Annotated in this window: 27 protein-coding genes; 9 read left to right on the top strand and 18 right to left on the bottom strand. The window is 51.1% G+C overall.

Annotated features, from left to right (window positions below; genetic code table 11):
• Window positions 1–6 precede the first annotated feature (6 nt).
• Window positions 7–648, top strand: a complete 642-nt coding sequence (pyrE, locus tag CMR03_RS06530) for an orotate phosphoribosyltransferase (RefSeq protein WP_063877722.1) — start codon at window positions 7–9, stop codon at window positions 646–648.
• Between the two features lie 29 nt (window positions 649–677).
• Here pyrE and slmA read toward each other — a convergent pair whose 3' ends face one another.
• The 3 genes from slmA to coaBC form a co-directional block, all read right to left on the bottom strand.
• The gene (gene slmA, locus CMR03_RS06525) at window positions 678–1,274 is read right to left on the bottom strand and encodes a nucleoid occlusion factor SlmA (RefSeq protein ID WP_063877721.1); all 597 of its coding nucleotides are present in this window, start codon (window positions 1,272–1,274) and stop codon (window positions 678–680) included.
• Window positions 1,275–1,394: 120 nt separating this feature from the next.
• A complete protein-coding gene (gene dut, locus CMR03_RS06520) occupies window positions 1,395–1,853 on the bottom strand; it encodes a dUTP diphosphatase (RefSeq protein WP_162287603.1) in 459 nt (152 codons plus the stop codon).
• On the bottom strand, window positions 1,831–3,057 hold the full coding sequence (gene coaBC, locus CMR03_RS06515) for a bifunctional phosphopantothenoylcysteine decarboxylase/phosphopantothenate--cysteine ligase CoaBC (RefSeq protein ID WP_096011119.1): 1,227 nt from the start codon (window positions 3,055–3,057) through the stop codon (window positions 1,831–1,833). The genes dut and coaBC overlap by 23 nt, the downstream gene beginning before the upstream one ends.
• Window positions 3,058–3,237: 180 nt before the next feature.
• On the opposite strand from coaBC, the gene radC reads away from it, so the two are divergent.
• From radC to mutM, 4 genes are all read left to right on the top strand, one after another.
• A complete protein-coding gene (gene radC, locus CMR03_RS06510) occupies window positions 3,238–3,894 on the top strand; it encodes a RadC family protein (RefSeq protein WP_063877718.1) in 657 nt (218 codons plus the stop codon).
• Between the two features lie 238 nt (window positions 3,895–4,132).
• Window positions 4,133–4,369, top strand: coding sequence for a 50S ribosomal protein L28 (gene rpmB, locus CMR03_RS06505; protein WP_006121249.1), 237 nt, complete (start codon window positions 4,133–4,135; stop codon window positions 4,367–4,369).
• 20 nt (window positions 4,370–4,389) lie between these two features.
• The gene (rpmG, locus tag CMR03_RS06500) at window positions 4,390–4,557 is read left to right on the top strand and encodes a 50S ribosomal protein L33 (protein ID WP_001051798.1); all 168 of its coding nucleotides are present in this window, start codon (window positions 4,390–4,392) and stop codon (window positions 4,555–4,557) included.
• A gap of 69 nt (window positions 4,558–4,626) precedes the next feature.
• On the top strand, window positions 4,627–5,436 hold the full coding sequence (gene mutM, locus CMR03_RS06495) for a bifunctional DNA-formamidopyrimidine glycosylase/DNA-(apurinic or apyrimidinic site) lyase (RefSeq protein WP_096011118.1): 810 nt from the start codon (window positions 4,627–4,629) through the stop codon (window positions 5,434–5,436).
• Here the strand turns inward: mutM and coaD are convergent.
• From coaD to CMR03_RS06465, 6 genes are all read right to left on the bottom strand, one after another.
• Entirely contained in the window at window positions 5,433–5,912 is a 480-nt protein-coding gene (coaD, locus tag CMR03_RS06490; RefSeq protein ID WP_063877716.1) for a pantetheine-phosphate adenylyltransferase, read from the bottom strand. The two genes, mutM and coaD, sit on opposite strands and share 4 nt — an antisense overlap.
• The gene (locus CMR03_RS06485; RefSeq protein WP_096011117.1) at window positions 5,909–6,688 is read right to left on the bottom strand and encodes a glycosyltransferase family 2 protein; all 780 of its coding nucleotides are present in this window, start codon (window positions 6,686–6,688) and stop codon (window positions 5,909–5,911) included. Before CMR03_RS06485 ends, coaD begins: the two co-directional genes overlap by 4 nt.
• Window positions 6,688–7,962: a lipid IV(A) 3-deoxy-D-manno-octulosonic acid transferase gene (gene waaA / locus CMR03_RS06480; RefSeq protein WP_063877714.1), complete on the bottom strand. Its 1,275-nt coding sequence runs from the start codon at window positions 7,960–7,962 to the stop codon at window positions 6,688–6,690. Before waaA ends, CMR03_RS06485 begins: the two co-directional genes overlap by 1 nt.
• A 90-nt stretch (window positions 7,963–8,052) precedes the next feature.
• Window positions 8,053–9,189, bottom strand: a complete 1,137-nt coding sequence (locus CMR03_RS06475) for a glycosyltransferase family 4 protein (protein ID WP_096011116.1) — start codon at window positions 9,187–9,189, stop codon at window positions 8,053–8,055.
• Entirely contained in the window at window positions 9,182–10,258 is a 1,077-nt protein-coding gene (gene rfaQ, locus CMR03_RS06470) for a putative lipopolysaccharide heptosyltransferase III (protein ID WP_096011115.1), read from the bottom strand. The genes CMR03_RS06475 and rfaQ overlap by 8 nt, the downstream gene beginning before the upstream one ends.
• A 73-nt stretch (window positions 10,259–10,331) precedes the next feature.
• Window positions 10,332–11,321 carry a glycosyltransferase gene (locus CMR03_RS06465; RefSeq protein WP_096011114.1) on the bottom strand — a complete coding sequence of 330 codons (990 nt, stop codon included), beginning with the start codon at window positions 11,319–11,321 and terminating at the stop codon, window positions 10,332–10,334.
• Window positions 11,322–11,497: 176 nt separating this feature from the next.
• Between CMR03_RS06465 and CMR03_RS06460 the strand changes: the two genes are divergently transcribed.
• Complete coding sequence (locus tag CMR03_RS06460; RefSeq protein ID WP_096011113.1) at window positions 11,498–12,535, top strand: glycosyltransferase family 9 protein; 1,038 nt, start codon at window positions 11,498–11,500, stop codon at window positions 12,533–12,535.
• A 152-nt stretch (window positions 12,536–12,687) separates the two neighbouring features.
• On the opposite strand, the gene CMR03_RS06455 is transcribed toward CMR03_RS06460, so the two are convergent.
• Complete coding sequence (locus tag CMR03_RS06455; RefSeq protein WP_096011112.1) at window positions 12,688–13,773, bottom strand: glycosyltransferase; 1,086 nt, start codon at window positions 13,771–13,773, stop codon at window positions 12,688–12,690.
• 330 nt (window positions 13,774–14,103) lie between these two features.
• Between CMR03_RS06455 and CMR03_RS06450 the strand changes: the two genes are divergently transcribed.
• Window positions 14,104–15,093, top strand: coding sequence for a polysaccharide deacetylase family protein (locus CMR03_RS06450; RefSeq protein WP_063877708.1), 990 nt, complete (start codon window positions 14,104–14,106; stop codon window positions 15,091–15,093).
• On the opposite strand, the gene CMR03_RS06445 is transcribed toward CMR03_RS06450, so the two are convergent.
• Genes CMR03_RS06445 through rfaD form a run of 6 tightly spaced genes read right to left on the bottom strand, consistent with a single transcriptional unit; the run spans window position 15,074 to window position 21,446 of the window.
• Window positions 15,074–16,063 carry a glycosyltransferase gene (locus CMR03_RS06445; RefSeq protein WP_096011111.1) on the bottom strand — a complete coding sequence of 330 codons (990 nt, stop codon included), beginning with the start codon at window positions 16,061–16,063 and terminating at the stop codon, window positions 15,074–15,076. The genes CMR03_RS06450 and CMR03_RS06445 overlap by 20 nt on opposite strands.
• The gene (locus tag CMR03_RS06440; RefSeq protein ID WP_096011110.1) at window positions 16,063–17,319 is read right to left on the bottom strand and encodes an O-antigen ligase family protein; all 1,257 of its coding nucleotides are present in this window, start codon (window positions 17,317–17,319) and stop codon (window positions 16,063–16,065) included. Before CMR03_RS06440 ends, CMR03_RS06445 begins: the two co-directional genes overlap by 1 nt.
• Window positions 17,316–18,485, bottom strand: coding sequence for a glycosyltransferase family 4 protein (locus tag CMR03_RS06435; RefSeq protein ID WP_096011109.1), 1,170 nt, complete (start codon window positions 18,483–18,485; stop codon window positions 17,316–17,318). The genes CMR03_RS06440 and CMR03_RS06435 overlap by 4 nt, the downstream gene beginning before the upstream one ends.
• On the bottom strand, window positions 18,482–19,450 hold the full coding sequence (rfaC, locus tag CMR03_RS06430) for a lipopolysaccharide heptosyltransferase RfaC (protein ID WP_096011108.1): 969 nt from the start codon (window positions 19,448–19,450) through the stop codon (window positions 18,482–18,484). The genes CMR03_RS06435 and rfaC overlap by 4 nt, the downstream gene beginning before the upstream one ends.
• Window positions 19,438–20,496, bottom strand: coding sequence for an ADP-heptose--LPS heptosyltransferase RfaF (gene rfaF, locus CMR03_RS06425; RefSeq protein WP_096011107.1), 1,059 nt, complete (start codon window positions 20,494–20,496; stop codon window positions 19,438–19,440). Before rfaF ends, rfaC begins: the two co-directional genes overlap by 13 nt.
• A 17-nt stretch (window positions 20,497–20,513) precedes the next feature.
• On the bottom strand, window positions 20,514–21,446 hold the full coding sequence (gene rfaD / locus CMR03_RS06420) for an ADP-glyceromanno-heptose 6-epimerase (RefSeq protein ID WP_063877703.1): 933 nt from the start codon (window positions 21,444–21,446) through the stop codon (window positions 20,514–20,516).
• A gap of 228 nt (window positions 21,447–21,674) precedes the next feature.
• On the opposite strand from rfaD, the gene CMR03_RS06415 reads away from it, so the two are divergent.
• Window positions 21,675–22,871, top strand: a complete 1,197-nt coding sequence (locus CMR03_RS06415; protein WP_063877702.1) for a glycine C-acetyltransferase — start codon at window positions 21,675–21,677, stop codon at window positions 22,869–22,871.
• A gap of 9 nt (window positions 22,872–22,880) precedes the next feature.
• Window positions 22,881–23,909 (top strand): L-threonine 3-dehydrogenase, encoded by a 1,029-nt coding sequence (tdh, locus tag CMR03_RS06410; RefSeq protein WP_063877701.1) that lies wholly within the window; start codon window positions 22,881–22,883, stop codon window positions 23,907–23,909.
• A gap of 97 nt (window positions 23,910–24,006) precedes the next feature.
• Here the strand turns inward: tdh and CMR03_RS06405 are convergent, their stop codons facing one another.
• Complete coding sequence (locus CMR03_RS06405; RefSeq protein ID WP_096011106.1) at window positions 24,007–24,918, bottom strand: divergent polysaccharide deacetylase family protein; 912 nt, start codon at window positions 24,916–24,918, stop codon at window positions 24,007–24,009.
• Window positions 24,919–26,220 (bottom strand): murein hydrolase activator EnvC, encoded by a 1,302-nt coding sequence (gene envC, locus CMR03_RS06400; RefSeq protein ID WP_096011137.1) that lies wholly within the window; start codon window positions 26,218–26,220, stop codon window positions 24,919–24,921.
• Between the last annotated feature and the right edge of the window lie 118 nt (window positions 26,221–26,338).

Raw genomic sequence — 26,338 nt, 5'->3', positions numbered from 1 at the left:
TAAGACATGAAAGCCTGGCAACGGCAGTTTATTGAATTCGCACTGAATAAGCAGGTGCTTAAATTTGGTGAGTTTACGTTAAAGTCGGGTCGTAAAAGTCCCTATTTCTTTAATGCTGGTCTGTTTAACAGTGGGCGGGATTTAGCGTTGCTGGGGCGTTTCTATGCGCAGGCATTAGTCGACAGCGGTGTGGATTTCGATTTGCTGTTTGGGCCGGCCTATAAAGGGATTCCTATCGCGACCACAACGGCTGTTGCCTTAGCCGATCATCATGACCGGGATGTGCCTTACTGCTTTAACCGGAAAGAGGCCAAAGATCACGGTGAGGGCGGTCTGCTGGTAGGAAGCCCGCTGCAGGGTAAAATTATGCTGGTCGACGACGTCATCACGGCAGGAACCGCGATTCGTGAATCCATGGATATCATTAATGCACATGATGCGAGTCTGGCTGGGGTGCTGATTTCACTGGATCGCCAGGAGCGTGGCCGTGGTGAACTTTCCGCCATTCAGGAAGTGGAACGTGACTACGGCTGCAAGGTGACCGCCATTATTACGCTCAACGACCTGATTGACTACCTGGCTGAAAAAACGCACATGGCTGACCACTTAGCCCAGGTGCGTGCGTATCAAAAAGCGTACGGCGTCTGATCGCCGGCGGGCCAGAGCCCGCCAGCGTATTACACCAGTTGTGCCGCGATCAGCGGCCAGCGGGTGTCGAACTCGGCAGTAGGACTAAAGCGGAACTCGGAACGAACGTAACGCGATAATAATCCTTCGCACAGCGCCAGTAACTGACTGGCTAATAATGCTTCATCAGTGTGAAAGCCTTCACCTTCTCGCATTTTTCGCTCACGCATCACCTGACGTAGCTGGACCTCAATCCGCTCAAACAGCTGATTAATACGCCCCTGAAGGCGGTCCTGTTCAAACATCAGCGCATGACCCGTTAAAATACGCGTCAACCCCGGATTACGCTCACCAAACCCCAGAATCAGCTGCACGATAAGACGCAGGCGCGCCATCGTTTCTTTTTCATCTTTAAGGATGAGATTGATGCGGGTAATCAGACTGTCTTCAATAAATTCGATCAGGCTGTCGAACATGCGTGTTTTGCTGGGAAAATGACGATAAAGCGCCGCTTCCGAAACACCGACGTTAGCCGCGAGTTTTGCGGTAGTAATACGTTGGCTGCCATCGCTGGATTCGAGCATCTGTGCCAGCGCCTGCAAAATCTCTTCGCGACGATTCCGCTTTACGACTTTTTTTTCTGCCATGCCCTTAAAAACCCCTGAATTTCACCATAAACAGGCAACACCTACGCATCAGCCACAAGAGAAAGACTTATGGCGATGAGAAATAAAATGATTGGCGTAAGTGAAAATCGGTAGTGCTGGTTACTGACGGCCTGAGTGACCGAAGCCACCTTCGCCGCGCAAGCTGGCGTCAAACGTTTCCACCAGATTGAATTCGGCCTGGACGACAGGTACAAAAACCAGCTGGGCCATGCGGTCGCCCGGCTGTAGCGTAAAGCTTTCCTGCCCACGATTCCATACCGATACCATCAGTTGTCCCTGATAATCGGCATCAATAAGGCCGACCAGGTTACCCAGTACGATGCCATGTTTATGACCCAGGCCTGAGCGCGGGAGAATAACAGCAGCAAGGCTCGGATCGGCAATGTGAATAGCCAGTCCGGTAGGGACCAGTATTGTGGTACCCGGTGCGATTTCCATCGCATCATCAATACAGGCACGCAGATCTAACCCAGCGGAACCCGGTGTCGCATAAGTCGGCAATGGGAAATCCTTGCCGACGCGCGCATCGAGAATTTTAACGTCTATTTTTTTCATCATAACGGCTGACAATCTCGTCTATTAAAAGTTGACCAAGGAGTGACTTATCGCTGAGCGGTAAGGTCTTTTCTCCTTCCTGCCAAAAAAGGTGAAGAGCATTGGTGTCGCTATTGAACCCTTGTCCTGCTTTTGACACGTCGTTAGCACAGATCAGGTCCAGCTTTTTACGCGCGCGTTTTTTCCGGGCGTATTCTTCCACATTCTGGGTTTCAGCCGCAAATCCAACCACAAACGGTCGGCCCTGCGGTAACGCGGCAACGCCCGCGACAATATCGGGATTTTTGATGAGTTGCAGGGTGACATTATCATCATTATTGTCATCCTGTTTCTTGATTTTCTCATCCGCAATGTTGGCTGCCCGGTAGTCTGCCACGGCAGCGCTTGCAATGAAAATATGTTGTTTGTTTATCTCGCCCATCACTGCCGCCTGCATGTCCAGTGCCGATGTCACATCAACCCGCTTAACACCGGTGGGCGTAGGTAAGGTCACCGGGCCACAAACCAGCGTGACATTTGCACCACGGCTGGCGGCGGCTGTCGCGATGGCAAAGCCCATTTTTCCGGAACTGTGATTGCTGATATAACGCACAGGATCGATGGCTTCACGGGTAGGACCGGCGGTAATCATAATGTTGAGATGTTGCAGATCGTTGACGGGGCTTGCCCACTGCACCGCGTAGTCCACGATAGCCAGCGGGTCGAGCATACGACCCGGCCCGACATCGCCGCATGCCTGGCTGCCGCTGTCAGGCCCCCAGATCAACACGCCACGCGACTGAAGCGTCGCGAGGTTTGCTTGCGTGACGGCTGCACGGTACATCTGCTGATTCATTGCGGGCACAATCGCGACAGGTGACGCGGTAGCCAGCACGGCGGTCGTCACTAAATCATTCGCCATACCGGCCGTCATTCGCGCAATTACATCTGCTGATGCCGGTGCCAGTAGAATCAGATCGGCCCATTTGGCCAACTCAATATGGCCCATTGCTGCCTCGGCTGCTGGGTCGAGCAGATCGTCCATTACCGGATAGCCCGATACGGCCTGGAGGCTGAGCGGCGTAATAAACGCTTTTGCTGCATGGGTCATCATCACGCGCACATCGGCACCGCGATCGCGAAGACGGCGCACCAGCTCGGGTGTTTTATAGGCCGCAATACCACCACTTACGCCTAACAGCACTTTTTTACCGGCTAATCCCATCATGCAGCTAACCTCATTTTCAATTGCCGTTTCGGGACGGCGGAATGGTCGAATTTTATCACAAAACCTCTCAGGCACCTTTTCAATGACTGCGTTTGCGAGATGTGCCGAAGAATCACATTTGCTCACTGGTGGCGTTTTCACTGACAGGGGATGATACAGGGGGCGACAGGGAGAGCAGCAATGAATCATTTTCTACCACGGGAAAAACTTAAGCTACTGGGCGCAGATGCATTAAGTGATGCAGAACTGTTAGCCATCTTTTTGCGCACCGGTTCAAGAGGCGTACCGGTGATGAAGCTGGCACAGCAGATGTTGCAAGAGTTGGGCTCGCTATACAACATCGTGAACGCCAGTGCCGAGGATTTTAAAGGCATTAAAGGGGCGGGCGAAATTAAGTTAATCCAGCTCCGGGCCGTTGCTGAGCTGGCTAAACGCTTTTTTGCCAGCCAGCTGGCCCGTGAAAATACGCTCGATAGCCCCATTGCAACACGCCAGTATCTGCAAATGCTGTTGGCGGAGCAGGAACGTGAGATTTTTATCGTGATGTTTTTAGATAATCAACATCGGGTGATAACCGCCCGGCAAATGTTCTCTGGCTCCATTAATAGTGTGGAGGTTCATCCACGAGAGATTGTGCGCGAGGCGCTTAAAATTAACGCTGCAGCGTTGATCATCGCGCATAACCATCCGTCGGGAAAAGCCGAGCCCAGTAAGGCTGACCGCGACATTACGGTGAAAATCTGCGAAGCTTGTCGCTTGGTAAACATTCGCGTGCTCGATCATCTGGTGATTGGACATGGTGAATCTGTCTCATTTACCGAACGGGGATGGCTCTGAGCCTGAAAATCTGGTCCAGATGACGGCTTTTTACACGATCATTCGGGATCTTTATCTGTTCGGGACTTGAGCACTTGGGCCGAGCGGCGTATACTACGCCACCTTTGAGAATCTCGGGTTTGGCGGTTAGGCCAGCTTAGCGGGTTCCATGGAACTCGCCTGGCGGGCTGTAAGCCTGACGAGGCGGCCAAAACCTAATTTTTAAAGCTCGAGCTGATTTGATTTTTGGAGAATAGACATGTCACGAGTCTGCCAGGTAACTGGAAAGCGTCCGGTGACCGGTAACAACCGTTCCCACGCAATGAACGCGACGAAACGCCGTTTCCTTCCGAACCTGCACTCACACCGTTTTTGGGTTGAGAGCGAGAAGCGCTTCGTTACTCTGCGTGTATCTGTAAAAGGTATGCGTATTATTGATAAAAAGGGCATTGATACGGTGTTAGCCGACATGCGTGCCCGTGGTGAGAAGTACTAATAGTACTAAGGAACTGAATCATGGCTAAAGGTATTCGTGAGAAGATCAAGCTGGTTTCCTCTGCTGGTACAGGTCACTTCTATACCACCACGAAGAACAAACGTACTAAACCAGAGAAACTTGAACTGAAAAAGTTCGATCCGGTTGTACGTCAGCATGTGATCTACAAAGAAGCCAAAATTAAGTAATTTTGGTTTTCTGCAAAAAACCCGGCTCAGGCCGGGTTTTTTGTTTGTGTAATGCGCAGGGGAGAGGTTATGCCTGAGTTGCCAGAGGTAGAAACCAGCCGACGCGGCATTGAGCCACATCTGGTTGGTCAAACAATTCTTCACGCGGTTGTGCGTAACGCGCGATTGCGTTGGCCGGTCTCACAAGAAATTTTGGCGCTAAGCGATCAGCCTGTGCTGAGTGTTCAACGTCGCGCCAAATACCTTTTGCTGGAGTTGCCGCACGGCTGGATCATTATCCATCTGGGTATGTCTGGCAGTTTGCGCGTGCTTTCAGAAGAGTTGCCTGCCGCCAAACACGATCATGTCGACCTGGTGATGAGCAACGGTAAAGTGCTGCGCTATACCGATCCCCGGCGTTTTGGGGCCTGGCTGTGGAGCAGTGACCTGGCCGGCAGTAGCGTACTGGCACACCTCGGCCCAGAGCCGCTGAGTGAACTGTTCAATGGCGACTATCTGTTCGAAAAATCCCGTGGTAAGCGAACGGTGATTAAGCAGTGGCTGATGGACAATAAAGTTGTGGTTGGCGTGGGTAACATTTATGCCAGTGAGTCGCTGTTTACCGCCGGGATCGTTCCTGATCGCCCCGCAATGAGTCTGTCCCATGAAGACGCCGCGCTTTTGGCTAATACCATCAAAGCGGTGTTGCTACGCTCAATCGAGCAGGGTGGGACGACATTACGCGACTTTTTGCAAAGTGATGGTAAGCCCGGCTATTTTGCACAAGAGCTACAGGTTTATGGTCGTGCGGGTGAGCCGTGCCGGGCATGTGGCACGCCCATTGTCAGCGGTAAGCATGGGCAACGCAGTACTTACTGGTGCCCAAACTGTCAGCGCTAAGGTAGCTTAGCCAGTAACGCCTGGTGAACAGGCGCGGGGAGGAAGGCCGAAACATCGCCGCCATGCCGCGCCACTTCTTTTACCAGCGTAGAAGAGATAAAAGAAAAGTCTTCTGACGGCATCAAAAACACGCTTTCCAGCGTCGGCAACAAATGCCGGTTCATACGCGCCAGCTGCATCTCATACTCGAAATCCGATATCGCACGTAATCCGCGTACTAAGACATTTGCCTGCTGCGCGCGGGCAAAATTGGCCATCAGATCGCTAAAACCCACCACCTCAACATTCGATAAATGGGCGGTTGCCTGACGCGCCAACGCAACCCTTTCATCCAGCGTAAACAAGGGTTTTTTGCCTGGGCTGGCCGCAATCGCCACGACAAGCCAGTCAAACATCTGTGCAGCACGCGTCACAATATCAATATGGCCTAATGTGATGGGATCGAAGGTGCCTGGATAGATAGCTTTAGTGGTCATGTGCGCCCTTTCGCCGAAGCATTATTCAGCGCCCATAGCGCCGCATATTTGTTGAACGTGTACTGGGCATTAACGACCGCCAGCAGCCAACCCTGTTTGCCATCAAGGAAACCGGCACGCAGCAGTAGCGTTTTAATGAAGGCACCCAGCGTATGCGAGAAGACAGAAAACAGACTGCACGCTTTTCCGCGCAGGAATCTTTCCTGTGCCCAGGCTTCCGCGTAGGCCAGCTGTTTGCGTTGAAATGCCATCAGGTCGCGGCAGGTCAGGTGCTGCAAATCCCCGTTAAGGACCTTGACTGGTGCGCCTTCGGTGTTCAGCGACTCGTGCACCAGATTGTCGTTATAGCGTAACGTACGCGGATACAGACGCATTACCCGGTCAGGGTACCAGCCGCTATGGCGCATGAAACGCCCTAAAAAAAGATTACTTCGGCTGAGGCTGTAAACGGTGCGGCCCGGCGGCGCGTCCAGTACCTGCTCAATCGCCCGACGTAACGCTGGCGTTACACGCTCGTCGGCATCGATCATCAAAATCATGTCGCAACGGGCAAAACTCTGCGCCCGCTGACGCTGCTTGCCATAGCCCTGCCATTCCGTCGCCTGATAAACCTGTGCACCTGCTTCACGGGCCAGCGCTATGGTGTTATCCGTACTGCCTGAATCCAGCACGATGATTTCATCGGCCCAATGTACGGATGCAAGACAGTCAGGCAGCAGCTCTGCTTCATTTTTGGCAATCATCACCACTGACAGGCGTTGGCGCGTTGAAGTCATCAATGAGCTCGTGGCGGTAAATGGGGTTCAAGTAACTGTAGCAGACGCTGTATGGCTCCCTGATTTTGGTGGAGCACTTCTACGGCATGGCGTCCGTAGTAGCGACGATAATCATCGTCCTGCAGCAGATTCGTCACTTCTTTTTCAAGTGACGCAGCATCGGTGACGGTGATCAGTCCCTGTGCCTGCTGCAACTTGCTGCAAATATCTTTGAAGTTCCAGGTGTGCGGGCCCATCAGCACAGGAATAGCATGGGCTGCAGGTTCAAGCGGATTATGACCGCCGCGCTCAACCAGACTGCCGCCCACAAATGCCAGATCGGCAATGCCATACAGCAGCATCAGTTCCCCCATCGAGTCGCCAATGACGACCTGCGTTGAACTGGATGGGATTTCACCGCTGCTACGCAAGGTAAAACTGAACTGGCGTTTTTGCGTCAGTTCGCGGGCATCGTTGAAACGCTCCGGATGACGTGGCACCAGAATAAGCAGCAGATCCGGAAAGGTTTGTAATAAACGGCGGTGCGTATCCAGCAGAATCGCCTCTTCGCCTTCATGAGTGCTGGTGGCAATCCAAACCGGGCGGCGGGGCGCCCACTGACGCCGCAGCGTTATCGCTCTTGCGGCCAGCTCTGGCGTAACAGAAATATCAAACTTCAGGCTACCGGTAATCGACAGGTGAGAACGTTTCAGGCCGAGCTGAAGAAAACGCTCCCCGTCCTCGGCGTTCTGAGCGGCAATCAGCGTGATGCTCTGTAACAGGTTACGCATAAACTTGCCCAGCTTGCGGTAGCCCTTTGCAGAACGTTCCGACAGCCGGGCGTTGGCGATCACCAGCGGAATATGGCGCTCATGCAGAATGCGGATGATGTTTGGCCACAACTCCGTTTCCATAATGATCACCAGGCGCGGATTAACCGTATCAAGAAAGCGATTGATGGAGCCTGGCAGATCGTAGGGCAAATAGACGTGATGCACATCTTTGCCAAACGCAGACTGCGCGCGTTCAGAGCCGGTTGGCGTCATGGTTGTTACGGTAATAGGCAGCGTAGGATAACGATGACGTAGTGCGCGCACCAGAGGCACCGCCGCCAGGGTTTCACCCACGGAGACGGAATGCAAAACTATGCCTTCAGGTTTTACTTTTCCGGCGCAATAGCCATAACGCTCTGCCCAGCGTTTACGGTAGGCAGGGGCTTTACGACCACGCAGCCACAGGCGCAGCCAAATCAGTGGCTGAATAAAATAGAGCAATGCGGTGTAAATGGTCGTCATAGTTACCGTTATGACACGTTGGCGTCAAAAAAACAGATTAAAGTCAGATTACTGCATCTTATCAGAAACAGCATAATCACTCATCCCACATCATGAGTGGCTATTCAGCACCTGCTGATAAAGCGCATTCAGTGAATTCGCCAGGTTCTGTGGACTGTAGGGTTCGATCCTGCGCCGCGCCGCTTCTCCCATCCTCATATCGACGGTCAGCATAGAAAGGGCGTTAATAGCCTGGTTAAGGCCTGTGATGTCTAGCGCATCGCGTACAAAGCCTTCCTGGCCTTCGCGAATAAATTCCGCGCCGCCACAGCCCGTGCTGGTAATCACGGGCAAACCACATGCCATCGCTTCCAGCACAACATTGGGAAAAGGATCGTAGAGCGTTGGCAGTAGCAAACCATCAGCAGCATGGTAAAAGGGCTGCACATCCTGCTGTACGCCGACAAAACGTAACCGTTCAAGGCAGTTGAGCTGGTTGGCTAACTGCTGATAACGTTTCACCTGTTTATCCTGACCGACCACAATCAGATAGCGATTACTTTTGGCCAGCGCTTCAATGGCGGCTTTCAGGCCTTTACGTTCAAATCCAGAACCCACATAAATCAGTACGGTTGCGTTAGTGGGCAGGTTCAGCTGTGTACGCACAGCATGACGAGAGGCCTCAGTGGCCGGCTGAAAGCGCGTTGAATCGATAGCGTTGTAAATGACATGTATTTTCTCTGCCTGCAGCGTAAAGCAGCGCAGGATGTCTTTTTTCACCATCTCAGAATTACATATTACCGCTTTCAGCGAGGGGGAATGAAACATATCCGTTTCCGCCTGCAGGACGTAGCGATGATAAGGACTTATTGCGGCGCTCAAGCGCTGCAGCGGAGAAACAATGCGTGCCCGTTGCTCAAGCCAGACACGATGTACACCGTCGCCGGCCCGAAATATGTCACAGCCCGCTATACGCTCATGGCTCTGGACAATATCAAACTTCTCCCGTTCCCAGCAGGCCCGTGCCGCATGGGCAAAACCCCGCTCACGCGAGACCCGTCCCAGTTTAGCAGGATTGCAGATATGCAGATGCCAGTCCGGATTGGGTTTTCCTTGCCAGCTTCGGGTGATGATATTGAGATCTAACTGTTCGCTACCCAGGGCTTCCAGTGCGCGTGAAATAAAACGCTCGGCCCCGCCATCGGGGCGGTATTTTTGCCGGACAATCGCCAGACGTAACTTACTCATTTAAATAGCTCCTTGCGGCGGTCACCACGTCCTCAACCGGAATAACGGATAAATACCGTTGCCCGGTGCGCGTATCAATGGAGTCTGGCGGAGGAAGGGGGGCATAATCGCCAGCCCAGATGACCCGATTGTTGTCACCCCACGGACGCCAGTGTTGCAACTTAGTGGGACCAAACAGCGCAATGCACGGTGTGTCCAGCGCGGCGGCCATATGCATGGGGGCCGAGTCCACGCCAATAAAAAGCCTGGCGCGAGCGATAAGCGCGGCCAACTGAGGCAGCGTCAGCTGGCCTGCCAGGGAGATAACATGCGGAGAATGGCACTGCGCCAGAATCCGCTCAACCATCGCCAGCTCACTATCATCCGGTCCTGCTGTCAGGATGACTTTTCGGTCGGCTTGAGCCAGTTGGTCGATAGTGGCTGCAACTTTATCTTCTTCCCAACATTTAAACTGCCAGCGCGACGTAGGTTGCAGTACGATAAAAGGGCTATTTATCTGTTGCTGGAGCAGCATATCCTGCACTTTCCGATCGTCGTTCGGGCTGAAATGCATAGAGGCTTTGGCGCCCTCGGTTGAAATCTGCAGCGGTGACAGGGCTGACAGGTTCTGCTCCACCGTGTGCAACCGATCATGATTTTCTGTGGTGACCAAATGATTGTGGCACCAACCCCAGAAGGCGTTATCGCGTTTCTTAAACGCAAAGCCAATGCGCACCGGCGCGCCAGACAGCCGGGTAATAATCGCACTGCGCCACTGATCGGCAAGGTTAATCACCACATCGTAATGACGGGATCGCACCGCTGAGAGCAGGGCCATTTCATGGCGCAACTTCTGCCAGCCGCCTTCCTTTTTCCAGTTGCGATCGATGATATGCAGGTGATGTATGGAAGGATGCGCCTCCAGCATGGGGCGTGTTTCTTTATAAAGCAGGACATCAAGGGTGGCCTGCGGATAATGCTGATGCAAAGCATTGATGACAGGCGTAGTCAGCAGCATGTCGCCGTGATGACGCAGTTTGATTAACAGAATTTTTTTCGGTGCAAACTGGGCTGGAATCGGGCTTGTCATACTCAAATGCTCTCAGAATTCAGTGAGCTGATTGTAGGGCAAACCCTGAAGGGGTTAAAGCAAGTGACGTCGCTTATTTCCTGCGCCAGTAATAAATACGGCTCAGCCAGAGCAGCAACTGATACCACTGTTTTACACCACGCGCATTACGCAGCATGCGTTTGTGTGTCTGGGTAGCGAAGAGATCCGCAATCATCGCCTGACGGGCTGATTCCTCAGGTTCGCGTCGGATACTGTGGCATACGCTGAGTGCTTCGTAAGTGATCTGATAGTGGAATGCCGGGTAGATTTTGACTTTATGGCGATAGCGCGCATTGATCGCTTCCAGCATTTGGGCAATTTTCAGGTAGTGACGTTGATATTCAACATTGCGCAGGCCGGTACGCTTACGGTTACTGATAGAAGCATCGTGCAGATAGTAGCGATACAGCTGTTTATCGGTATAGCGTACGCGCTCTACATTCAGCATGAACTCGGTGGTCCACGGAATATCCTGATGGTGCAGGCCGGGTTCAAAATTCAGCTTCAGTTTTTCAATCAGTTCGCGTCGGTAAATACCGAGCCAGACGACATGTTTGTAGCGATGAGTCTTCAGCGCCTTGTTGAGCCATTCTGGTCCGCTCAACACGGCTGTGCTGGTGAGCCTGTCCGGGGGAATAAGTGGCTGAACGTTCCCATCCGCCTGGAAAAACCACTCGGCGTTACATTGTGCCGCATCCAGATTGTCTGACTCTGCCATATCTACCAGCGTCTGGTACATCTCGGGCTTCATGGTGTCGTCAGCGTCTGGAAAGGTCACATACTTGCCGCGAGCGACCGCCAGCCCTGCATTGCGCGCACGTGAGACGCCACCGTTGGGCTGGTGGATGACCTGAATGTGGGGGTAGCACTGTGCATAGCCGTCTGCCTTCTCACCTGAGCCGTCTGTGGAGCCATCATCAACGAGGATGATTTCCAGGGATGTCAGCGTCTGAGCCAGCAAAGACTGGATAAATGTCTCAAACATGGCACCAGCGTTAAACATTGGTGTGATTATTGATAATAAAGGCAAATTCTGTGACACGGCATCATAAATTCAAATGAAAATTGAGCGGATGTTTGCGGACATTATTACGAAAGCATTCAGAACTTTTTTTGCAATATGGGTCAAACACTATGTGTAGCAGAAATTTATTTTTTCGCCACTCTTAACGCCAGGTATGCTATAGCCCGGCCGTGCTTTCCTAAACTGAGTATTGTATGAAAAATATCCTCGTCATCAGGCGCGACAACATTGGTGATATGGTTTGTACCACGCCGTTGCTCGAAGGCATCAAAACGGCCTTTCCCGAAGCTAAACTGACGCTGTTGGTAAATAAAGTGGCGCAGGATGTGATACTGCATAACCCCCATGTTGATGCGCTTCATGTCTATAAGAAAGCCAAGCACCGTGGCAAGAATGAGACCGCAATTGGCGTTTACTGGCACCGTTTAAAAATTTTTTGGGCTTTACGTAAAACGAAGTTTGATGCGGCGGTACTGGCTAACCCGGTCCCCTGCAAATACAGCTTACGTCTGGCGCGTATGGCGGGAGCCACCCATATTATTGGCGCGGGTGAAGCCAGTAACGGGCTGACAAGAATCTTTTGCAGAGACGATTTTTCTGGCAACCACCAGGTCGAACACACTTACTCGTATCTCTCAGCGCTGACCGATCGTTTGCCTGCAGTTCCGCCGGTAAGAGTTTATTTAACTCATAAAGAGCGTGAGCAGGCAAAAAAACGTGTCAATTCCATGTTTTCCGTAGCCGGCCAAACTTACGGTATACACATCAGCAGCCGTAGCCCGAAGCGACGTTGGGGCCTGGAAAGCTATGCGGCTTTTATCCATTATCTGTTAGAGGATGAGCAAGCGCGTGTGCTGATCTTTTGGTCTCCGCAGGGTGCACTGGGGCCGGATGACAGGGGTGATGATGCCCGTGCAGAGAACCTCCTGGCGTTAGTCAATTCCTCTCGTGTCGCCGCCTACTCGACAACGTCGGTGCGTGATTTAATGGCGGGCTTTAGTTGTTGTGACCAAATTCTGTGTAGCGATGGTGGCCAAATGCATATCGCTGCAGGTTTACATAAAAAGCAGGTGGTGTTTTTTGGCGATACTGATGCCCCCGGATGGCACCCATGGTCAGGTGAATATAAAATCCTGCAGACGCCTTCCGGGGAATGTAATGACGTGACGCTGGAAAGCGTTATTGATGCGTGGCAACAGCTCAAAGGCAGTCCGGAAGCCGTTGTCGCGTAGCAATCTTATCATTTATTGAACGTCTGAGACTAAAGGCGTCTTTCGTTGCGCAAACAACGGCCAAACCTGCCGTTCCCTTAATCTGTTCGGTGATTTAAGGAACGGCTGGTTAACAGGATGTGTGCTCAACGGCAGAAATGTGGGCGTTCAGATCAGGTGTCAGCCAGGTGCAAATATTGCTGGCAAATAACCGACAGGCTGTAGATGTTCAAATCAAGTTGATGCAAATCAGGGGGATTATCGTGGATTTCACGCATTTTTTCCGCTAAAGAGGCTGCATTCATCTCAGACAGTCCGCGTCCCAGGTCGCCGGTTAAAATACTTGCTGGTCCGCCAGGACAACGCGTACTCACTACCGGTGTTCCACAACTCATCGCTTCAATCAAAACGTTGCCAAACCCTTCGCTGTCTGAGCTCAGAATCAACATCCTGGCATGACGAATCCAGGGATAGGGATTACGCTGGAAACCTTCAAAGCGCACGCGATCTGAAATGCCCAGTTGTTCAGTCAATCGATGTAACTTCTCTTTCGTTGCAGGGCTGCCTTGCCCCAGTAAGACCAGAGGAGCCTGGATGCCACTTTGTGCGTAAGCTTCCAGCAGGCGATCATGCCGTTTTGTTTCATGAAAACGACCAACATGTACCAGAAAATCTGTGCCTGCGAGCGGACAAGGTTCCTGAGAAAGCTGGCGGATTTCATCAAAATCAAAAGGGTTAAAAATCACGTTGGTTCGCGAGGGTTTCACGCCGACACAATGGATCAAATCATCCAGTACATATTGTGAAACCGCGACCACCTGACGATTACGGTAGACGTGACGGATTTTCTGGCGCTTAAGCCAAAACGCAAAACCTGATTTGCGCGCCAGATAAGAGGCCGAAAAAACGCCATGGATGCAGTACCAGGTTTTTAACGGATCGAGCGCACGCGAGGAAGATACAATGCGGTCAGTTTTATGCAGATGGGACAGTACCAAATCAAATTTGCCATACCGGGTCTCACTGGCACGGACGGCCTTATCCAGGAGTGTGGCGCGACGCGATGTTTCAGTGAGCTTACGCCATGGGCTACGGCTAGCGTCGTTAATTATCTGGTAATCGAGTTCTGCAGGTAGGGGATAATCGCAGACGTTACGCAAAGAAAAAAGTGCTACCTGGTGCCCGTCATTTATCAGGCCCTGTGCCAGCGTCAGCACGGCCTTTTCAGCACCGCCGCCTGGCAGCCCGTCAATTATCATCAAAATACGCTTGGACAAATTTTCACCTCAAAGACTCGCCTGCGCTGTGCGTGGTCTTAATTATGTGACTCACAGGCATTAAACAAGTCGTAACAGAGTAAAATAGTGAGTGCAGTTTCAAATAATTTTTCAAATATAAAAAACATTACAACGCTCTGTTATTCAATGGCTTATAAACGGAATGCCCCTTGGATTAAGGTAATGATTTTAGGTTATCGGCGCATAGATGACTACGAATAAAAACCAAACTCACCGCAATTATATTTTTGCGCGGATTGCGCACCCTGCGTAACATGGTAAAGAGAATCTCTACTGATTGTTGGATAAATCATGGATAAACCAGCATTTTTAATCACCCTTGATACAGAAGGTGACAACCTCTGGCGCAATCGCAGCGGCAATGTCACCACGCATAATGTTCGCTTTTTACCGCGTTTTCAGTCGTTGTGCGAAAAATATGCGTTCAAACCCACCTGGCTCACTAACTATGAGATGGTCAGCGATCCTGCCTATGTGGAGTTTGGCCGCGACCTTCTTGATCGTAATCAGGGTGAAATAGGCATGCATTTACATGCCTGGTACAGCCCTCCTGATTTCGCACTTACGGAGGATGACTGGCGTTACCAGCCTTATCTGATTGAGTACCCAGAGGCGGTCCTGCGCGATAAAGTCGCCTACATGACTGATCTGCTTGAAACGGCTTTTGATACCAAAATGCGCAGTCATCGTGCTGGTCGCTGGGCCTTTAATGAAGTTTATGCGCGCGCATTGATCGATAATGGTTATCTGGTTGACTGCTCCGTTACGCCGCGTGTCGACTGGCGTGGCTCACCTGGTGCACCCCAGGGTAAAGGTGGTACAGATTACAGCCGGTTTCCTGACTGTGCCTATTACGTCGATATCAACGATATTTCAAAACCCGGCCACTCAACCTTACTGGAATTGCCGATGAGCATTCAGTATCGACATGGCCCATTGAAAAATCAGTTTAAAAAAGCCTGGGACACTGTTCGGGGCAAGTCGAGAGGGGCTCGGGTCAACTGGTTACGACCCATAGGCGGAAATCTGGCGCAAATGAAGCAGGTAGTTGAACAAACACTGTCGCAGGGAAACGATTATGTTGAATTTATGCTGCACTCTTCTGAGTTTATGCCTGATGGCAGCCCAACGTTTAAAAATGACGCAGATATTGACCGTCTTTATGATGATTTAGAGCAGCTGTTTAGCTGGCTTCAGGTGCGCACTCAGGGCATGACATTAACCGAATATGCCCTGAAGAAAAAAACGGCACTCGGAGCCGTCACCGATTCACACCAGTAGCCGGTTTACGGGTTTTAAATCGCAACCACGAAAAAAGCGTGTCGACTTCGGGATAGCGCATTTGCCAAAACTTTTTCGTTTTGCAATGGCCCTTACAAAGGCGTGCTGCTGACTTAAGCGCCAGTTTTGTTTGTTTATCGTAATGGTAATAGCCAAAAACCGCTTTCGACATGCTTTTTACTTCATTAAAACAGTTCACTATCATGCCTGCCGCCAACCGACGCCGTTCACTGTTTGTCTGCGCGATGGCACACATTTTATTCATGGCGAACAGCATGTCCTGAATATCGCTCTCACGAACATTACGCGTAATACCTTGCTGATTATCGCGGTAATAGTAGAGCGTATTCTCAAGATGAGCGATCTTTTGCGTCTTAAGATACTGAAATGGCGTAAAGATAACGTCTTCATAGCGCCTTCCTACCTCAAACGCGTCTCCTTCCAGTAAGCTATTTCTGTATACCCGGTTCCACAGATGCCACATCGATCGGATAAAAAGAGGGTGAAGACAATCCAGTCCCCGCCCTGAAAAATCATAAGCAACACGCTGAGGCGATTCGTTTTCTGATGCTTCAGGCACCGTATGTTCAAATCGGGCATAATTAAAATCAATCAGATCGTCCTGATCGGATAATAATAATGGCTTGATAATCGACAGATAGTTTTTACTGAGGAGATCGTCAGCGTCCAGGAAGGTAATGAATTTTCCTCTGGCTTTGAGCAGTCCGGCATTTCGGGCTGCGGCAACGCCCTGGTTAGCCTGTTGGATGAATTCGACAGAAGCTGAGGGATAACCGCTCAGAAAATCTTTTACGCGCTGCGCAGAAAGATCTGTCGAACCATCGTCGATAATGATGACCTGAATATCGTCATCGATCTGCGTAAATAGTGAATTCAGGCAGGGGATAATATAACGTTCACTATTGTACAAAGGGATAATTACGCTTAGCAGCCAGTCGCGGGTTTGCATTATGCTGCGTCCTGTAATGTAACGGACGTATTGACCAACAAGCCGCTAATAATCACAGCCAGACAATAGGCTAGTGTGCCCTCAGTACTAAAAAAGATCACGTCGCTCAAGCCATATGTTATTAATGATACAGTCACGGCCAGGAGTGCAGGATTATGGCAAGGTGTGAATGCATTACGCACTAAGCAGAGATATAAACCGACCATCGCCAACAGCCCCATAATACCTTTAATTGAGAAATTTTCCATCAGTTCATTGTGCATGTGAACGGTAAGATAGGTTAACGCCCCATAAAGCGAAGGCTCTTTTGCCACGATTGCCTTTGCCTCTTCCGCGCGTTGCTCAGCGGACTCTCCCCATGGGGCCTCTGAGCCGGTACGAAATGCAATAATTTGCATGCTCAAGCGAGAAGCTATTGAATTCTCACCAGTTTTCTCATGCATGTGAGCAATGTCCTGATTGAACTGCTGTATACGTGTCGCAATGAGGTTATGAAATAGCGCGGCGCTCAGCAAAATCATCACCGGCACCAAAGTGAACAGCGTCATTTTATGTCGACGACTAATGACATGTGTACTCATCAGTACAATCATTAAGGTCAACACAGGATAAGCCAGCATCGCTGCACGCGTTCCGGTCAGCACAATGGAAGCATAGGTAAAGGCGAAAGCGGCTAAAAAAAGCAGCACTCTATGACGGTTCTTTAAGAGTAAAACGGCTTTAATAAAAATTAGATTAACCGAGGTAATAATATAGGCGGCAACCGTCGCCCGATCAAAATTAAGCTCTACACGGTCTATATGTAAGAAAACACCCTGGTAAATGGCATAGCCATTTACCGCAAGTCCGCAAATAATGGCGGTCAACACGGTGTGTTTTTGCAGTGCGATTTTAATATTGAGCATTGTCAGTAAGATAAACGCTGCGGCGATCTGCAATCTTCCGGTTGACTGATACTGTCGGTAAAGGCTGATGAAATCGCCAGGCTGTTTATATATGGCTGTCCAGATAATACTGATGATACCGACAACCAAAAGAGCACCGGGAAGAATCAAATTTTTTTTATTGGTGGTGTAAAATCTGAAATGGAAAATGACGACCAGAAAGGCCAGATAGCTCGATAGATAAAAAACATTCTTGCCAAAATCTCCCCCAAATGGCGATGTAATAAAGGCTATCGCACATCCGATAAAAATCAGCTGGTTAAGAACGTTGGCAGGTGCATCTTTTTTTAAGATTAAATGATTAAGTTTCATTTTTTACTGATTACGTCCATCAAAGCATCATTGAATTCTGTCTTAAACAGCGCATAGTCGAAATGCTCTGCTGTCCAGGCTTTGGCGGTTTCACTAAATCGTTGGTAGGTTTCATGTCCGGATAAGATTTCAACCGCGTTGGCGCAATCAATATGAGAAACCAGTTTGGCCTCTTCCATAACATCGTGGACAGGATCGTAGATCTGATAAGGGAAATCAACGCGTATGCCAGTTAATTTCTCATGTTCATCAATCGTCACTGAGGGCATTAAACCTATTCCACACTGTTGATGGCTGACGACTTCTGGTTGGCCATCGATCATTGGAAAAATGACCGGTACACCAAAATAAAGCGCTTCCATACAAGAAAGACCAAATGGCTCAGTGACGGGCGTACTGAGATAGAGATCAATACGGTTGAAAAAGGTGCTTATGTCATGCTGAAAACCGCTAAAGGTCACGAAATCACTAATATTTAAACGCTCTGCGAGCCCCACAAAGGCGTCGTGGTCAGGTCCTTTACCCGCGATTTCCAGCACAACATTGTGCCCACGTTGACGTAATTCTTTTAACGTCAGTAGCGCTACGCTAATACCTTTAAGGCTAACCTGGCGTGATGCGGTTCCCAGTCTGATCGGATTTTTCAGCGTTCTGGTTGCGGGGTTAATTCCCTGTGGCACCATGATTCGGTTAATAACGACATGATGTGGGCAAGGCAAATTAAAACGATGCTGCATCACGCGGTTTGAAGCATAAGAGGCTGAAATAACGCCATCCAGCATCGCCATAAAGTTAAGCGTTTTTTTATTCTTGGGATAGCGCCATGAGCAGCCGTGGTCGTAATAGACCAGAGCAGCGCGCCTGGGTTTGGCTGCCAGTCCCGGAATCAAATCCCAAACTACAATCACATCGGCATCGCTGGCTTCTATCCGTTTTTGTAGTACATATTTCCGAAGAAATTGTGGGACTTTTAATTTCAGGCCATTAACCCAACGATTGGCAAAGGTGATTTTTTGTTGAGGAATATGGCGACGAATGTCGTCGTCTATCTCATTGCTGATGCAAATCACATCGTCATGCCCGTCAGAAAAGTCATTGATGTACTGCAAGAACAGACGCTCAACGCCACCCATTTTGCCAAGATTAATTATGTGGAGTTTCTTCATGCAAGAATCTCAAAGACCATATCTGCGACGTCCTTAGCGCTGATGTCTGCTAATTTGCTGCCCTCAACAGGGCGCAAAATATGCTGATTTTGCCCGTAACCGCCAATCAAACCCGGGTCGGTCGGACCATATAAAGTGATATTAGGCCTGTCCAGCGCGGCTGTCAGATGACTCAGGCCCGTGTCCACTGACACCACGGCATCCGCACCTGCCAACTGCTGTGCCACAGCTTCAAGAGAAAGCCTAGGCAAGACTTCTACGTGCTCAAAACCTTCAGCCAGACGTAGCGCACGCTGGTGCTCATGTTCGGCACCCCACGGCAACTTCACACGTAAACCTGTTGGCTGGATGCGTTCAATTAAGTCTCGCCAATGGGCTTCAGGCCAGTGTTTATTATCACGTGTCGTAGCATGAAGAAATACCAGATAAGGGTTTTCACGCGATGCTAAGTGTTTCTGGAAATGTTCGGCAATCGCATAATCGCCCTGAGTGTGCGGTTTATCGTAACCCAGACTTTTTGCAAACAGCTCACGCGTTCTTTCAACCGCATGTTGCTTCTTGCTGACATCATGTTTTTTGTCATACCACCAACTGGCAAAAGGTTCACGTGCGCTGCGATTGTCCAGGCCGTGCTTAACGCCTTTAGCCAGTCGGGTGACGAGCGCGGCACTTTTAATCAGGCCCTGAGCATCGATAACCACATCATATTCACGAGACTGCAGCTCACGTTTAAACTGAACGCGTTCTTCACGCTGTTGGCTGCCAAACCAATGTTTACGCCAGCGACGGATGGCGACGGGCAGAACTTTTTCCACTGCCGGATGCCAGGACGGGATTTGCGCAAAGTTTTCTTCTACCACCCAATCAAAGCGTATGCCGGGTAGGGCATACATGGCATCGGTCAGTGCCGGAAGCGTATGCAGCACGTCGCCCATAGAAGAGGTTTTAACAATCAGGACGTGCATGTCCCCTCCTGGGCTTCACGCAATAGCGTGCTCAGTGTTTCATGGACCTGTGCGGGCTGAATATCGATAAGACTTTGATGGTAGCCTTGCTCGGCATCCCCTTTACGTACGCGGTGATAGCCGCTAATCAAACGGATAATCCGCGCCCGATCGGAGAGTGGTGGCGTGAAGTCAGGGCTGCTGGGGCCATATAAGGCGACCAGCGGTCGATTTAACGCTGCGGCGATGTGCATCAGGCCAGAATCATTACTGACGACTGCGCGGCACAGTGCCAGAAGAATAACGGCCTGTTCAAGCTGAGTTTCGCCGGCCAGATTACGGCAGTGTGCCCGGCTATCTTCAGGCAGAGAAGAGATGATATCTTGACCGGTTGGATGATCTTTCGCCGAACCGAATAGCAAGACCTGAAAACCTTCGCTGATTAACTGCTCTGCAAGGGCAGCATAATGAAAATGTGGCCAGCGCTTCGCCGGGCCAAACTCTGCACCGGGGCAAAAACCAATCGTCGGGCGCTCAGCAGCGAGCTGAAACTGCGCGGCAGTTTCTGTTTTTTCCTGTTCGCTAACCTGCAGTTGAGGCGTTAGCAAGGGTTGGGGCAGTTGCCGGGCTGAACGGACTGGCGCGTCATAAGCTAAAGCCACATACCGCTCGACCATCAGCGGAAACGCCTCTTTATCCAGCACCCGAAGATCGTTTAACAGGCCATAACGCATTTCTCCGCGCCAGCCGATACGGCGTTTAATCCCGGCAAAAAAGGGCACCAGCGCGGATTTGAAAGAGTTGGGGAGAACATAGGCGCGATCGTAACCCCTGGCTCGCAGAGATTTGCCCAGTCGGCGGCGTTCGCCAATCCCCAATGCGCCATGACCCAGCGGCATCGCCAGCGCCTGATTAACTTCAGGCATCCGTGAAAGTAGCGGACGGCACCAGGCCGGTGCCATCACATCGATCACCGCATCAGGATGTTCGGCCTTGAGCGTACGATAGAGACTTTGCGACATCATCATATCGCCGACCCACGATGGGCCGATCACCAGAATTTTCATCGCGGGTATCCGTTCCTTTAGACGTTACGGTTTAACCAAACCATATATTCAGACACACCCTGTGCCACGGTTTTAAACGGTTTGTCATAACCCGCTGCGCGTAATTTTGACAGGTCGGCCTGTGTGTAAGCCTGGTAGCGGCCTTTCAATTTGTCAGGGAATGGAATGTATTCAATCTGGCCTTTCTGGTGAAAGTTAAGCACGGCATCGGCCACTTCCTGGAAGGATTCGGCACGGCCTGTTCCGCAGTTATAAATGCCGGAAATCCCATTCTCCCAGCACCACAAATTCACGGACACCACATCATCAACATGGATGAAATCACGTTTGAAGCTGTCGCTGCCTTCAAACAGTTTTGGATTTTCATCGTTACTGATCTGTGTGTTCAGATGAAACGCCACGCTTGCCATGCTGCCTTTGTGACCTTCACGCGGGCCGTAAACGTTGAAGTAGCGAAAACCGCATACCGGCGAGGTGGCTTCAGGCAGGATCTGGCGAACATAGTGGTCGAACAGCATTTTAGAGTAGCCGTAAACGTTTAGCGGCTGCTCATACTGACGCTCTTCAATAAAATTCTCGTTACGTCCGCCGTAGGTGGCGGCCGACGACGCGTAAAGGAACGGAATTTCACGCTCCAGACAGAAGTGCAGCAGATCTTTAGAGTACTGATAGTTGTTGTCCATCATGTACTTGCCATCCCACTCAGTGGTGGCTGAGCAGGCACCTTCATGGAAAACCGCTTCAATCGGACCGAGGTCTTCACCGGACATGATATAGGTCAAAAATTCTTCTTTATCCATGTAATCAGCGATGTCCAGATCGGCAAGATTCACGAACTTGGTGCCATCTTTCAGGTTATCCACGACCAGAATGTCGTTGTGACCGCGATCGTTCAACGTTTTCACGATATTGCTGCCGATCATTCCTGCGCCACCGGTGACGATAATCATACTGTTACCTTTGAAGTTTTGGGGTGAAACGGGACGTTTCACACGTAATGCTTACATCATAACATTTCATCCCGTCACAGACAGCCAGATGACTCTGTAAGGCGTTACTCATACCTCTTAACGACGTGAACTATGCTGCAAAATTAACATTCTGTTGGTCGATTAAGCGTAGAAAGGCGATATGTTCAGTAATATTTGCCTCATTCCTACCTTATCAGGAGCAGAATAATGCCAGTGCATTTTTACCAACATATCCGACAGCAACTCGACGCCGCCCAGCGTGAAGGTTTATTTAAAAAAGAACGCATCATTACCTCCGCGCAACAGGCGGAGATTGAGGTCGGACATAACCATCCTGTCATTAACTTTTGCGCCAATAACTATCTTGGCCTGGCTAACCATCCAGCCTTAATTCAGGCCGCTAAAGAGGGCATGGATTCACACGGCTTTGGCATGGCGTCGGTGCGCTTTATCTGCGGTACGCAGGATATGCACAAACAACTGGAAAAAAAACTGGCTGACTTTCTTGGCATGGAGGACGCCATTCTTTATTCCTCCTGTTTTGATGCCAACGGTGGGCTGTTTGAAACCTTACTTGGCGCGGAAGATGCCATCATTTCAGATGCGCTTAATCATGCGTCGATTATCGATGGTGTCCGCTTGTGCAAAGCACAGCGCTATCGTTATGCCAACAATGACATGACCCAACTGCGCGCCCGCCTTCAGGAAGCCAGGGATAACGGTGCGCAGACAGTGATGATTGCGACGGATGGTGTGTTTTCAATGGACGGCGTGATCGCCAATCTGAAAGCCATTTGCGATCTGGCAGACGAATATTCAGCGCTGGTCATGGTGGATGATTCCCATGCGGTGGGTTTTGTGGGTAACGCCGGTCGTGGCACCCACGAGTATTGCGAGGTCATGGGCAGGGTAGACATTATCACCGGCACTCTGGGCAAGGCGCTGGGCGGTGCATCGGGCGGATACACCGCGGCAAAAGCAGAGGTAGTGGAATGGCTACGCCAGCGCTCACGACCTTACCTGTTCTCTAACTCCCTGGCACCGGCGATTGTGGCGGCCTCTATTCGCGTACTGGATTTATTAAGCGAAGGCGACGGTCTGCGTCAGCGCCTGTGGGACAACGCACGCTTCTTCCGTGAAAAAATGACATCGGCAGGTTTTACGCTGGCTGGTGCCGATCACGCCATCATTCCAGTCATGCTGGGAGAAGCCAGCGTCGCGCAGGAATTTGCTCAGCTGTTACAACATGAAGGTATCTATGTTACCGGGTTTTTCTATCCGGTTGTGCCAAAAGGTCAGGCGCGAATCCGAACCCAAATTTCAGCAGCACACAGCCAGCAGCAACTGGAAACGGCGGTGGCGGCTTTCACGCGTATTGGTAAACAACTTGGCGTCATCGCCTGAGGATTGACCATGAAAGCACTGGCTAAGTTGAAAAAAGAGCAGGGCATCTGGATGGTGACTGATGCGCCGGTTCCCGAGCCGGGTCATAACGATTTATTGATAAAAATTCGCAAAACCGCCATCTGCGGGACTGACGTACATATCTATAACTGGGACGACTGGTCACGTAAAACGATTCCGGTGCCTATGATTGTCGGCCATGAATATGTGGGCGAGGTCGTCGCTATTGGTCAGGAGGTCAAGGGATTTAACATTGGCGATCGGGTTTCTGGCGAAGGTCACATAACGTGCGGGCACTGTCGCAACTGCCGTGCCGGTCGTACCCATCTGTGTCGCAATACTCAAGGCGTGGGCGTTAACCGGCAAGGGTGTTTTGCTGAATATCTGGTTATTCCCGCCTTTAATGCGTTCAAAATCCCTGACAATATCTCCGACGAACTGGCGGCGATTTTTGATCCTTTCGGCAACGCGGTACATACCGCTTTATCTTTCGACCTGGTCGGAGAAGACGTGCTTATTTCCGGTGCCGGCCCTATCGGTATTATGGCCGCGGCCGTGTGCCGGCATGTCGGTGCGCGTAATGTCGTGATTACGGACATCAATGATTATCGCCTTGAGCTGGCCCGCAAAATGGGTGTAACCCGTGCAGTCAATGTCGCAAAACAAGATCTGCGTGAGGTCATGCAGTCACTGGATATGAAAGAAGGCTTCGACGTGGGATTAGAAATGTCAGGCGCACCACCTGCTTTTCGAACCCTGCTTGAGGTGATGAATCACGGCGGTCGGCTCGCCTTGCTGGGCATTCCTCCCGGAGAAATGGCCATTGACTGGAACCAGGTGATATTCAAAGGGCTGTTTATCAAAGGGATATACGGACGAGAGATGTTTGAAACCTGGTATAAAATGGCTGCACTGATTCAGTCAGGGTTAGATCTTACACCAATCATTACCCATCGTTATGCTATCGATGATTTCCAGCAGGGGTTCGACGAAATGCGCTCGGGGCAGTCGGGAAAGGTGATTTTGAACTGGGCATAATTGAGCCCGCGAGTGCTCATCAAACACAGGGTGAGATGACGTAAGTTTGCGTAGTGTAAATATGCTGCACCCGGTTTAATGCCGGGTGCAGCATATTTCAGAAGAGTTCATCGAGCCGGTGATAAAGCGGACTTTCTGTGATGCTTTCTCCAATCACGCCCAGCGCGCGCGTAGCCGGTACGGGCGCCAGCGGCTGCTTCACTTTACATTCACCCGGCGGCTGGAAACCCTGCGATGGCTTGCTGCGTGGCGGAGTGTTAGTCGGCGAGGTGTTGCCGTTGCGCATCGGCTCATTCAGTAACTGACCCGGTGTCACCAGGGTGATATCCGCCGGCAAGGAGGGCAACATTTGTTGCAGCACACGCACGGTATTAGGATGCGGATGACCGATCGCAATAGCGTAGCCATCCCGCTGGGCTAGCTTGACTGCCCGGCTAAATTGCTGACGAATAGAATTGATGTCCTGACTGTCATCCAGGAATACGCGGCGCTTGAGTACTCTGACGTGCGTTCCCTGCGCGGCCTGCAGTGACTGGCTGTTACCAATCGTCATGCTGTCGAGGAAATACAGGTTGTACTGATTAAGCACCTGCATGACTTTTTGCATACCGGGCAGGCTGGAAGTCATTTTGCTGCCCATATGGTTATTCAGCCCCACCGCATAGGGGACATTATTCACCGCACTCCGAATGATGCGCTCAATTTCCGCGCTGCTCATTTCGGGCGTTAAGGTGTTTTTTTCCAGCGGTTGCTTACTTAACGGTGCCATAGGCAGGTGAATCAGCACTTCACGCCCGCCGTTATGCGCTTTGGTCGCCATCTGGCGGGCATAAGGCGCATCGGGAAGCACGGCAATAGAAATCGCCCGCGGCATTTGCAGTACTTTATTCTCTTCCGTTGGCCGGTAGCCGAAATCATCAATAACGATGGCGAGCTTAGCAGCCTGGGCCGCGCAACTGAGCAGCAAGCCGCACAACAACGCGGTGATCTTATGACGATGATGTAGCACTTATTTCCCTAACCACGGAATGGGGTTGACCGCCTTGCCCTGACGTCGGATTTCAAAGTAGAGCGAAGGCGTTCCGCGACCGCCGCTGGTGCCGACCAGCGCAACAGGCTGGCCTGCTTTCACTTGGGCACCCACGCTGACCAGCGCACTTTGGTTATAACCATACAGGCTCATATCCCCTTTACCATGCTCGATGACCACGACCAGGCCATAACCTTGCAACCAGTCGGCCATCAACACACGACCATCGGCAATGGCTTTGACTTCTGTGCCCTCTGGGGCGGCAATGACCAGGCCTTTCCAGCGTAATTCACCCTGGAGCTCCTCGCCAAAGCGATGCTCGACGCGGCCCCGTACTGGCCAGATATCCTGACCGTTGGGGCGGCCCAGTCCACCTGTTCGCGCCATCAGTTCGCGCTCGCTTTGTGTTGGCTGATAGCTGGAGCCTTTGGCTTTAGCCTGCACCTGACGCTGACGCACTTTTTCTGCCTCGCGTGCTTCACGGGCTGCGCGCTCACGGGCTTCACGTTCGGCACGGGCAATTTTATCTTGCAGACGGCTTTCGTTCTGACGCATCTCAACCAGGTCAGCCTGATCTTTCTGCAGGGCACTTTCCAGAGAGGTCAGGGTTTTTTTACGGGCTGCGCTGGCTTGCTGGAGTTTGTCTTGTTGTTCTTGCTGCTGTGTTAACAGCGATTTCTGTTGTTGCTGCTTTTGTTCCAGTGACGCGCGCTGTTGGGCTAATTCCTGACGGGTAGTTTGCAGGGCGGTGATATTTTCCTGGCGTGCGGTATTCAGATAACCAAAGTAAGCCAGAATACGTTCGCTGCGCTGGCTCTCTTCGCCTCCTAACAGGAGTTGCAGGCCTTTATGCTGACCCTGGCGGAAAGCCGCGTCCAACTGTTCTGCAAGCAGCTTTTCCTGTTGAGCCTGCTGTTTCTCAAGGCGGGAAACCGAGGCGGTGACCTGCGTGATTTCACCATTCAGGGCCGACAGGCTGTTACGGGTTTCCCGCAACTGTCGACTTGCCTGAGCAATGATTTTTTCCTGACTCTGCAACTGATTGAGCAACTGACTACGCTGAACTTTTTGCGCTTTTACGCTTTTTTCTTTTTCTGCAATTTCTTGCTGAATAGATTTCAGTTGCGCTTTATTGTCATCCGCAGCCACGCCGGGCGCAGGGAAAAGCAACAGGCCCGCATAAAGCAGGCTAAAAGACAGGGCGGACAAGCGGGTGAACAACGGCAGGATGCGACCGTTGTAACGAGTCCATGTTGGTAGAACGGTTATCTTTCCCTTCATAGGTCGATGATTATTCCACGATGAACAGTTGCTTACCAGCATTGCCGACCGGCTTTTGCTTTCCCAGAGTGATCCATTTTCATCAGGACAAGGCACCAGCGTCACGTCATTTTTGCCA

This window comes from Pantoea allii, assembly GCF_002307475.1.
GTDB lineage: Bacteria > Pseudomonadota > Gammaproteobacteria > Enterobacterales > Enterobacteriaceae > Pantoea > Pantoea allii.
This window is presented reverse-complemented; position numbering and strand designations above follow the sequence as displayed.

Excerpts from the sequence above, each read along its gene's own strand:
- pyrE (WP_063877722.1), top strand. The coding sequence starts at position 7 with ATGAAAGCCTGGCAACGGCAGTTTATTGAATTCGCACTGAATAAGCAG.
- slmA (WP_063877721.1), bottom strand. The coding sequence starts at position 1,274 with ATGGCAGAAAAAAAAGTCGTAAAGCGGAATCGTCGCGAAGAGATTTTG.
- dut (WP_162287603.1), bottom strand. The coding sequence starts at position 1,853 with ATGATGAAAAAAATAGACGTTAAAATTCTCGATGCGCGCGTCGGCAAG.
- coaBC (WP_096011119.1), bottom strand. The coding sequence starts at position 3,057 with ATGATGGGATTAGCCGGTAAAAAAGTGCTGTTAGGCGTAAGTGGTGGT.
- radC (WP_063877718.1), top strand. The coding sequence starts at position 3,238 with ATGAATCATTTTCTACCACGGGAAAAACTTAAGCTACTGGGCGCAGAT.
- rpmB (WP_006121249.1), top strand. The coding sequence starts at position 4,133 with ATGTCACGAGTCTGCCAGGTAACTGGAAAGCGTCCGGTGACCGGTAAC.
- rpmG (WP_001051798.1), top strand. The coding sequence starts at position 4,390 with ATGGCTAAAGGTATTCGTGAGAAGATCAAGCTGGTTTCCTCTGCTGGT.
- mutM (WP_096011118.1), top strand. The coding sequence starts at position 4,627 with ATGCCTGAGTTGCCAGAGGTAGAAACCAGCCGACGCGGCATTGAGCCA.
- coaD (WP_063877716.1), bottom strand. The coding sequence starts at position 5,912 with ATGACCACTAAAGCTATCTATCCAGGCACCTTCGATCCCATCACATTA.
- CMR03_RS06485 (WP_096011117.1), bottom strand. The coding sequence starts at position 6,688 with ATGACTTCAACGCGCCAACGCCTGTCAGTGGTGATGATTGCCAAAAAT.
- waaA (WP_063877714.1), bottom strand. The coding sequence starts at position 7,962 with ATGACGACCATTTACACCGCATTGCTCTATTTTATTCAGCCACTGATT.
- CMR03_RS06475 (WP_096011116.1), bottom strand. The coding sequence starts at position 9,189 with ATGAGTAAGTTACGTCTGGCGATTGTCCGGCAAAAATACCGCCCCGAT.
- rfaQ (WP_096011115.1), bottom strand. The coding sequence starts at position 10,258 with ATGACAAGCCCGATTCCAGCCCAGTTTGCACCGAAAAAAATTCTGTTA.
- CMR03_RS06460 (WP_096011113.1), top strand. The coding sequence starts at position 11,498 with ATGAAAAATATCCTCGTCATCAGGCGCGACAACATTGGTGATATGGTT.
- CMR03_RS06455 (WP_096011112.1), bottom strand. The coding sequence starts at position 13,773 with ATGATAATTGACGGGCTGCCAGGCGGCGGTGCTGAAAAGGCCGTGCTG.
- CMR03_RS06450 (WP_063877708.1), top strand. The coding sequence starts at position 14,104 with ATGGATAAACCAGCATTTTTAATCACCCTTGATACAGAAGGTGACAAC.
- CMR03_RS06445 (WP_096011111.1), bottom strand. The coding sequence starts at position 16,063 with ATGCAAACCCGCGACTGGCTGCTAAGCGTAATTATCCCTTTGTACAAT.
- CMR03_RS06440 (WP_096011110.1), bottom strand. The coding sequence starts at position 17,319 with ATGAAACTTAATCATTTAATCTTAAAAAAAGATGCACCTGCCAACGTT.
- CMR03_RS06435 (WP_096011109.1), bottom strand. The coding sequence starts at position 18,485 with ATGAAGAAACTCCACATAATTAATCTTGGCAAAATGGGTGGCGTTGAG.
- rfaC (WP_096011108.1), bottom strand. The coding sequence starts at position 19,450 with ATGCACGTCCTGATTGTTAAAACCTCTTCTATGGGCGACGTGCTGCAT.
- rfaF (WP_096011107.1), bottom strand. The coding sequence starts at position 20,496 with ATGAAAATTCTGGTGATCGGCCCATCGTGGGTCGGCGATATGATGATG.
- rfaD (WP_063877703.1), bottom strand. The coding sequence starts at position 21,446 with ATGATTATCGTCACCGGTGGCGCAGGAATGATCGGCAGCAATATCGTG.
- CMR03_RS06415 (WP_063877702.1), top strand. The coding sequence starts at position 21,675 with ATGCCAGTGCATTTTTACCAACATATCCGACAGCAACTCGACGCCGCC.
- tdh (WP_063877701.1), top strand. The coding sequence starts at position 22,881 with ATGAAAGCACTGGCTAAGTTGAAAAAAGAGCAGGGCATCTGGATGGTG.
- envC (WP_096011137.1), bottom strand. The coding sequence starts at position 26,220 with ATGAAGGGAAAGATAACCGTTCTACCAACATGGACTCGTTACAACGGT.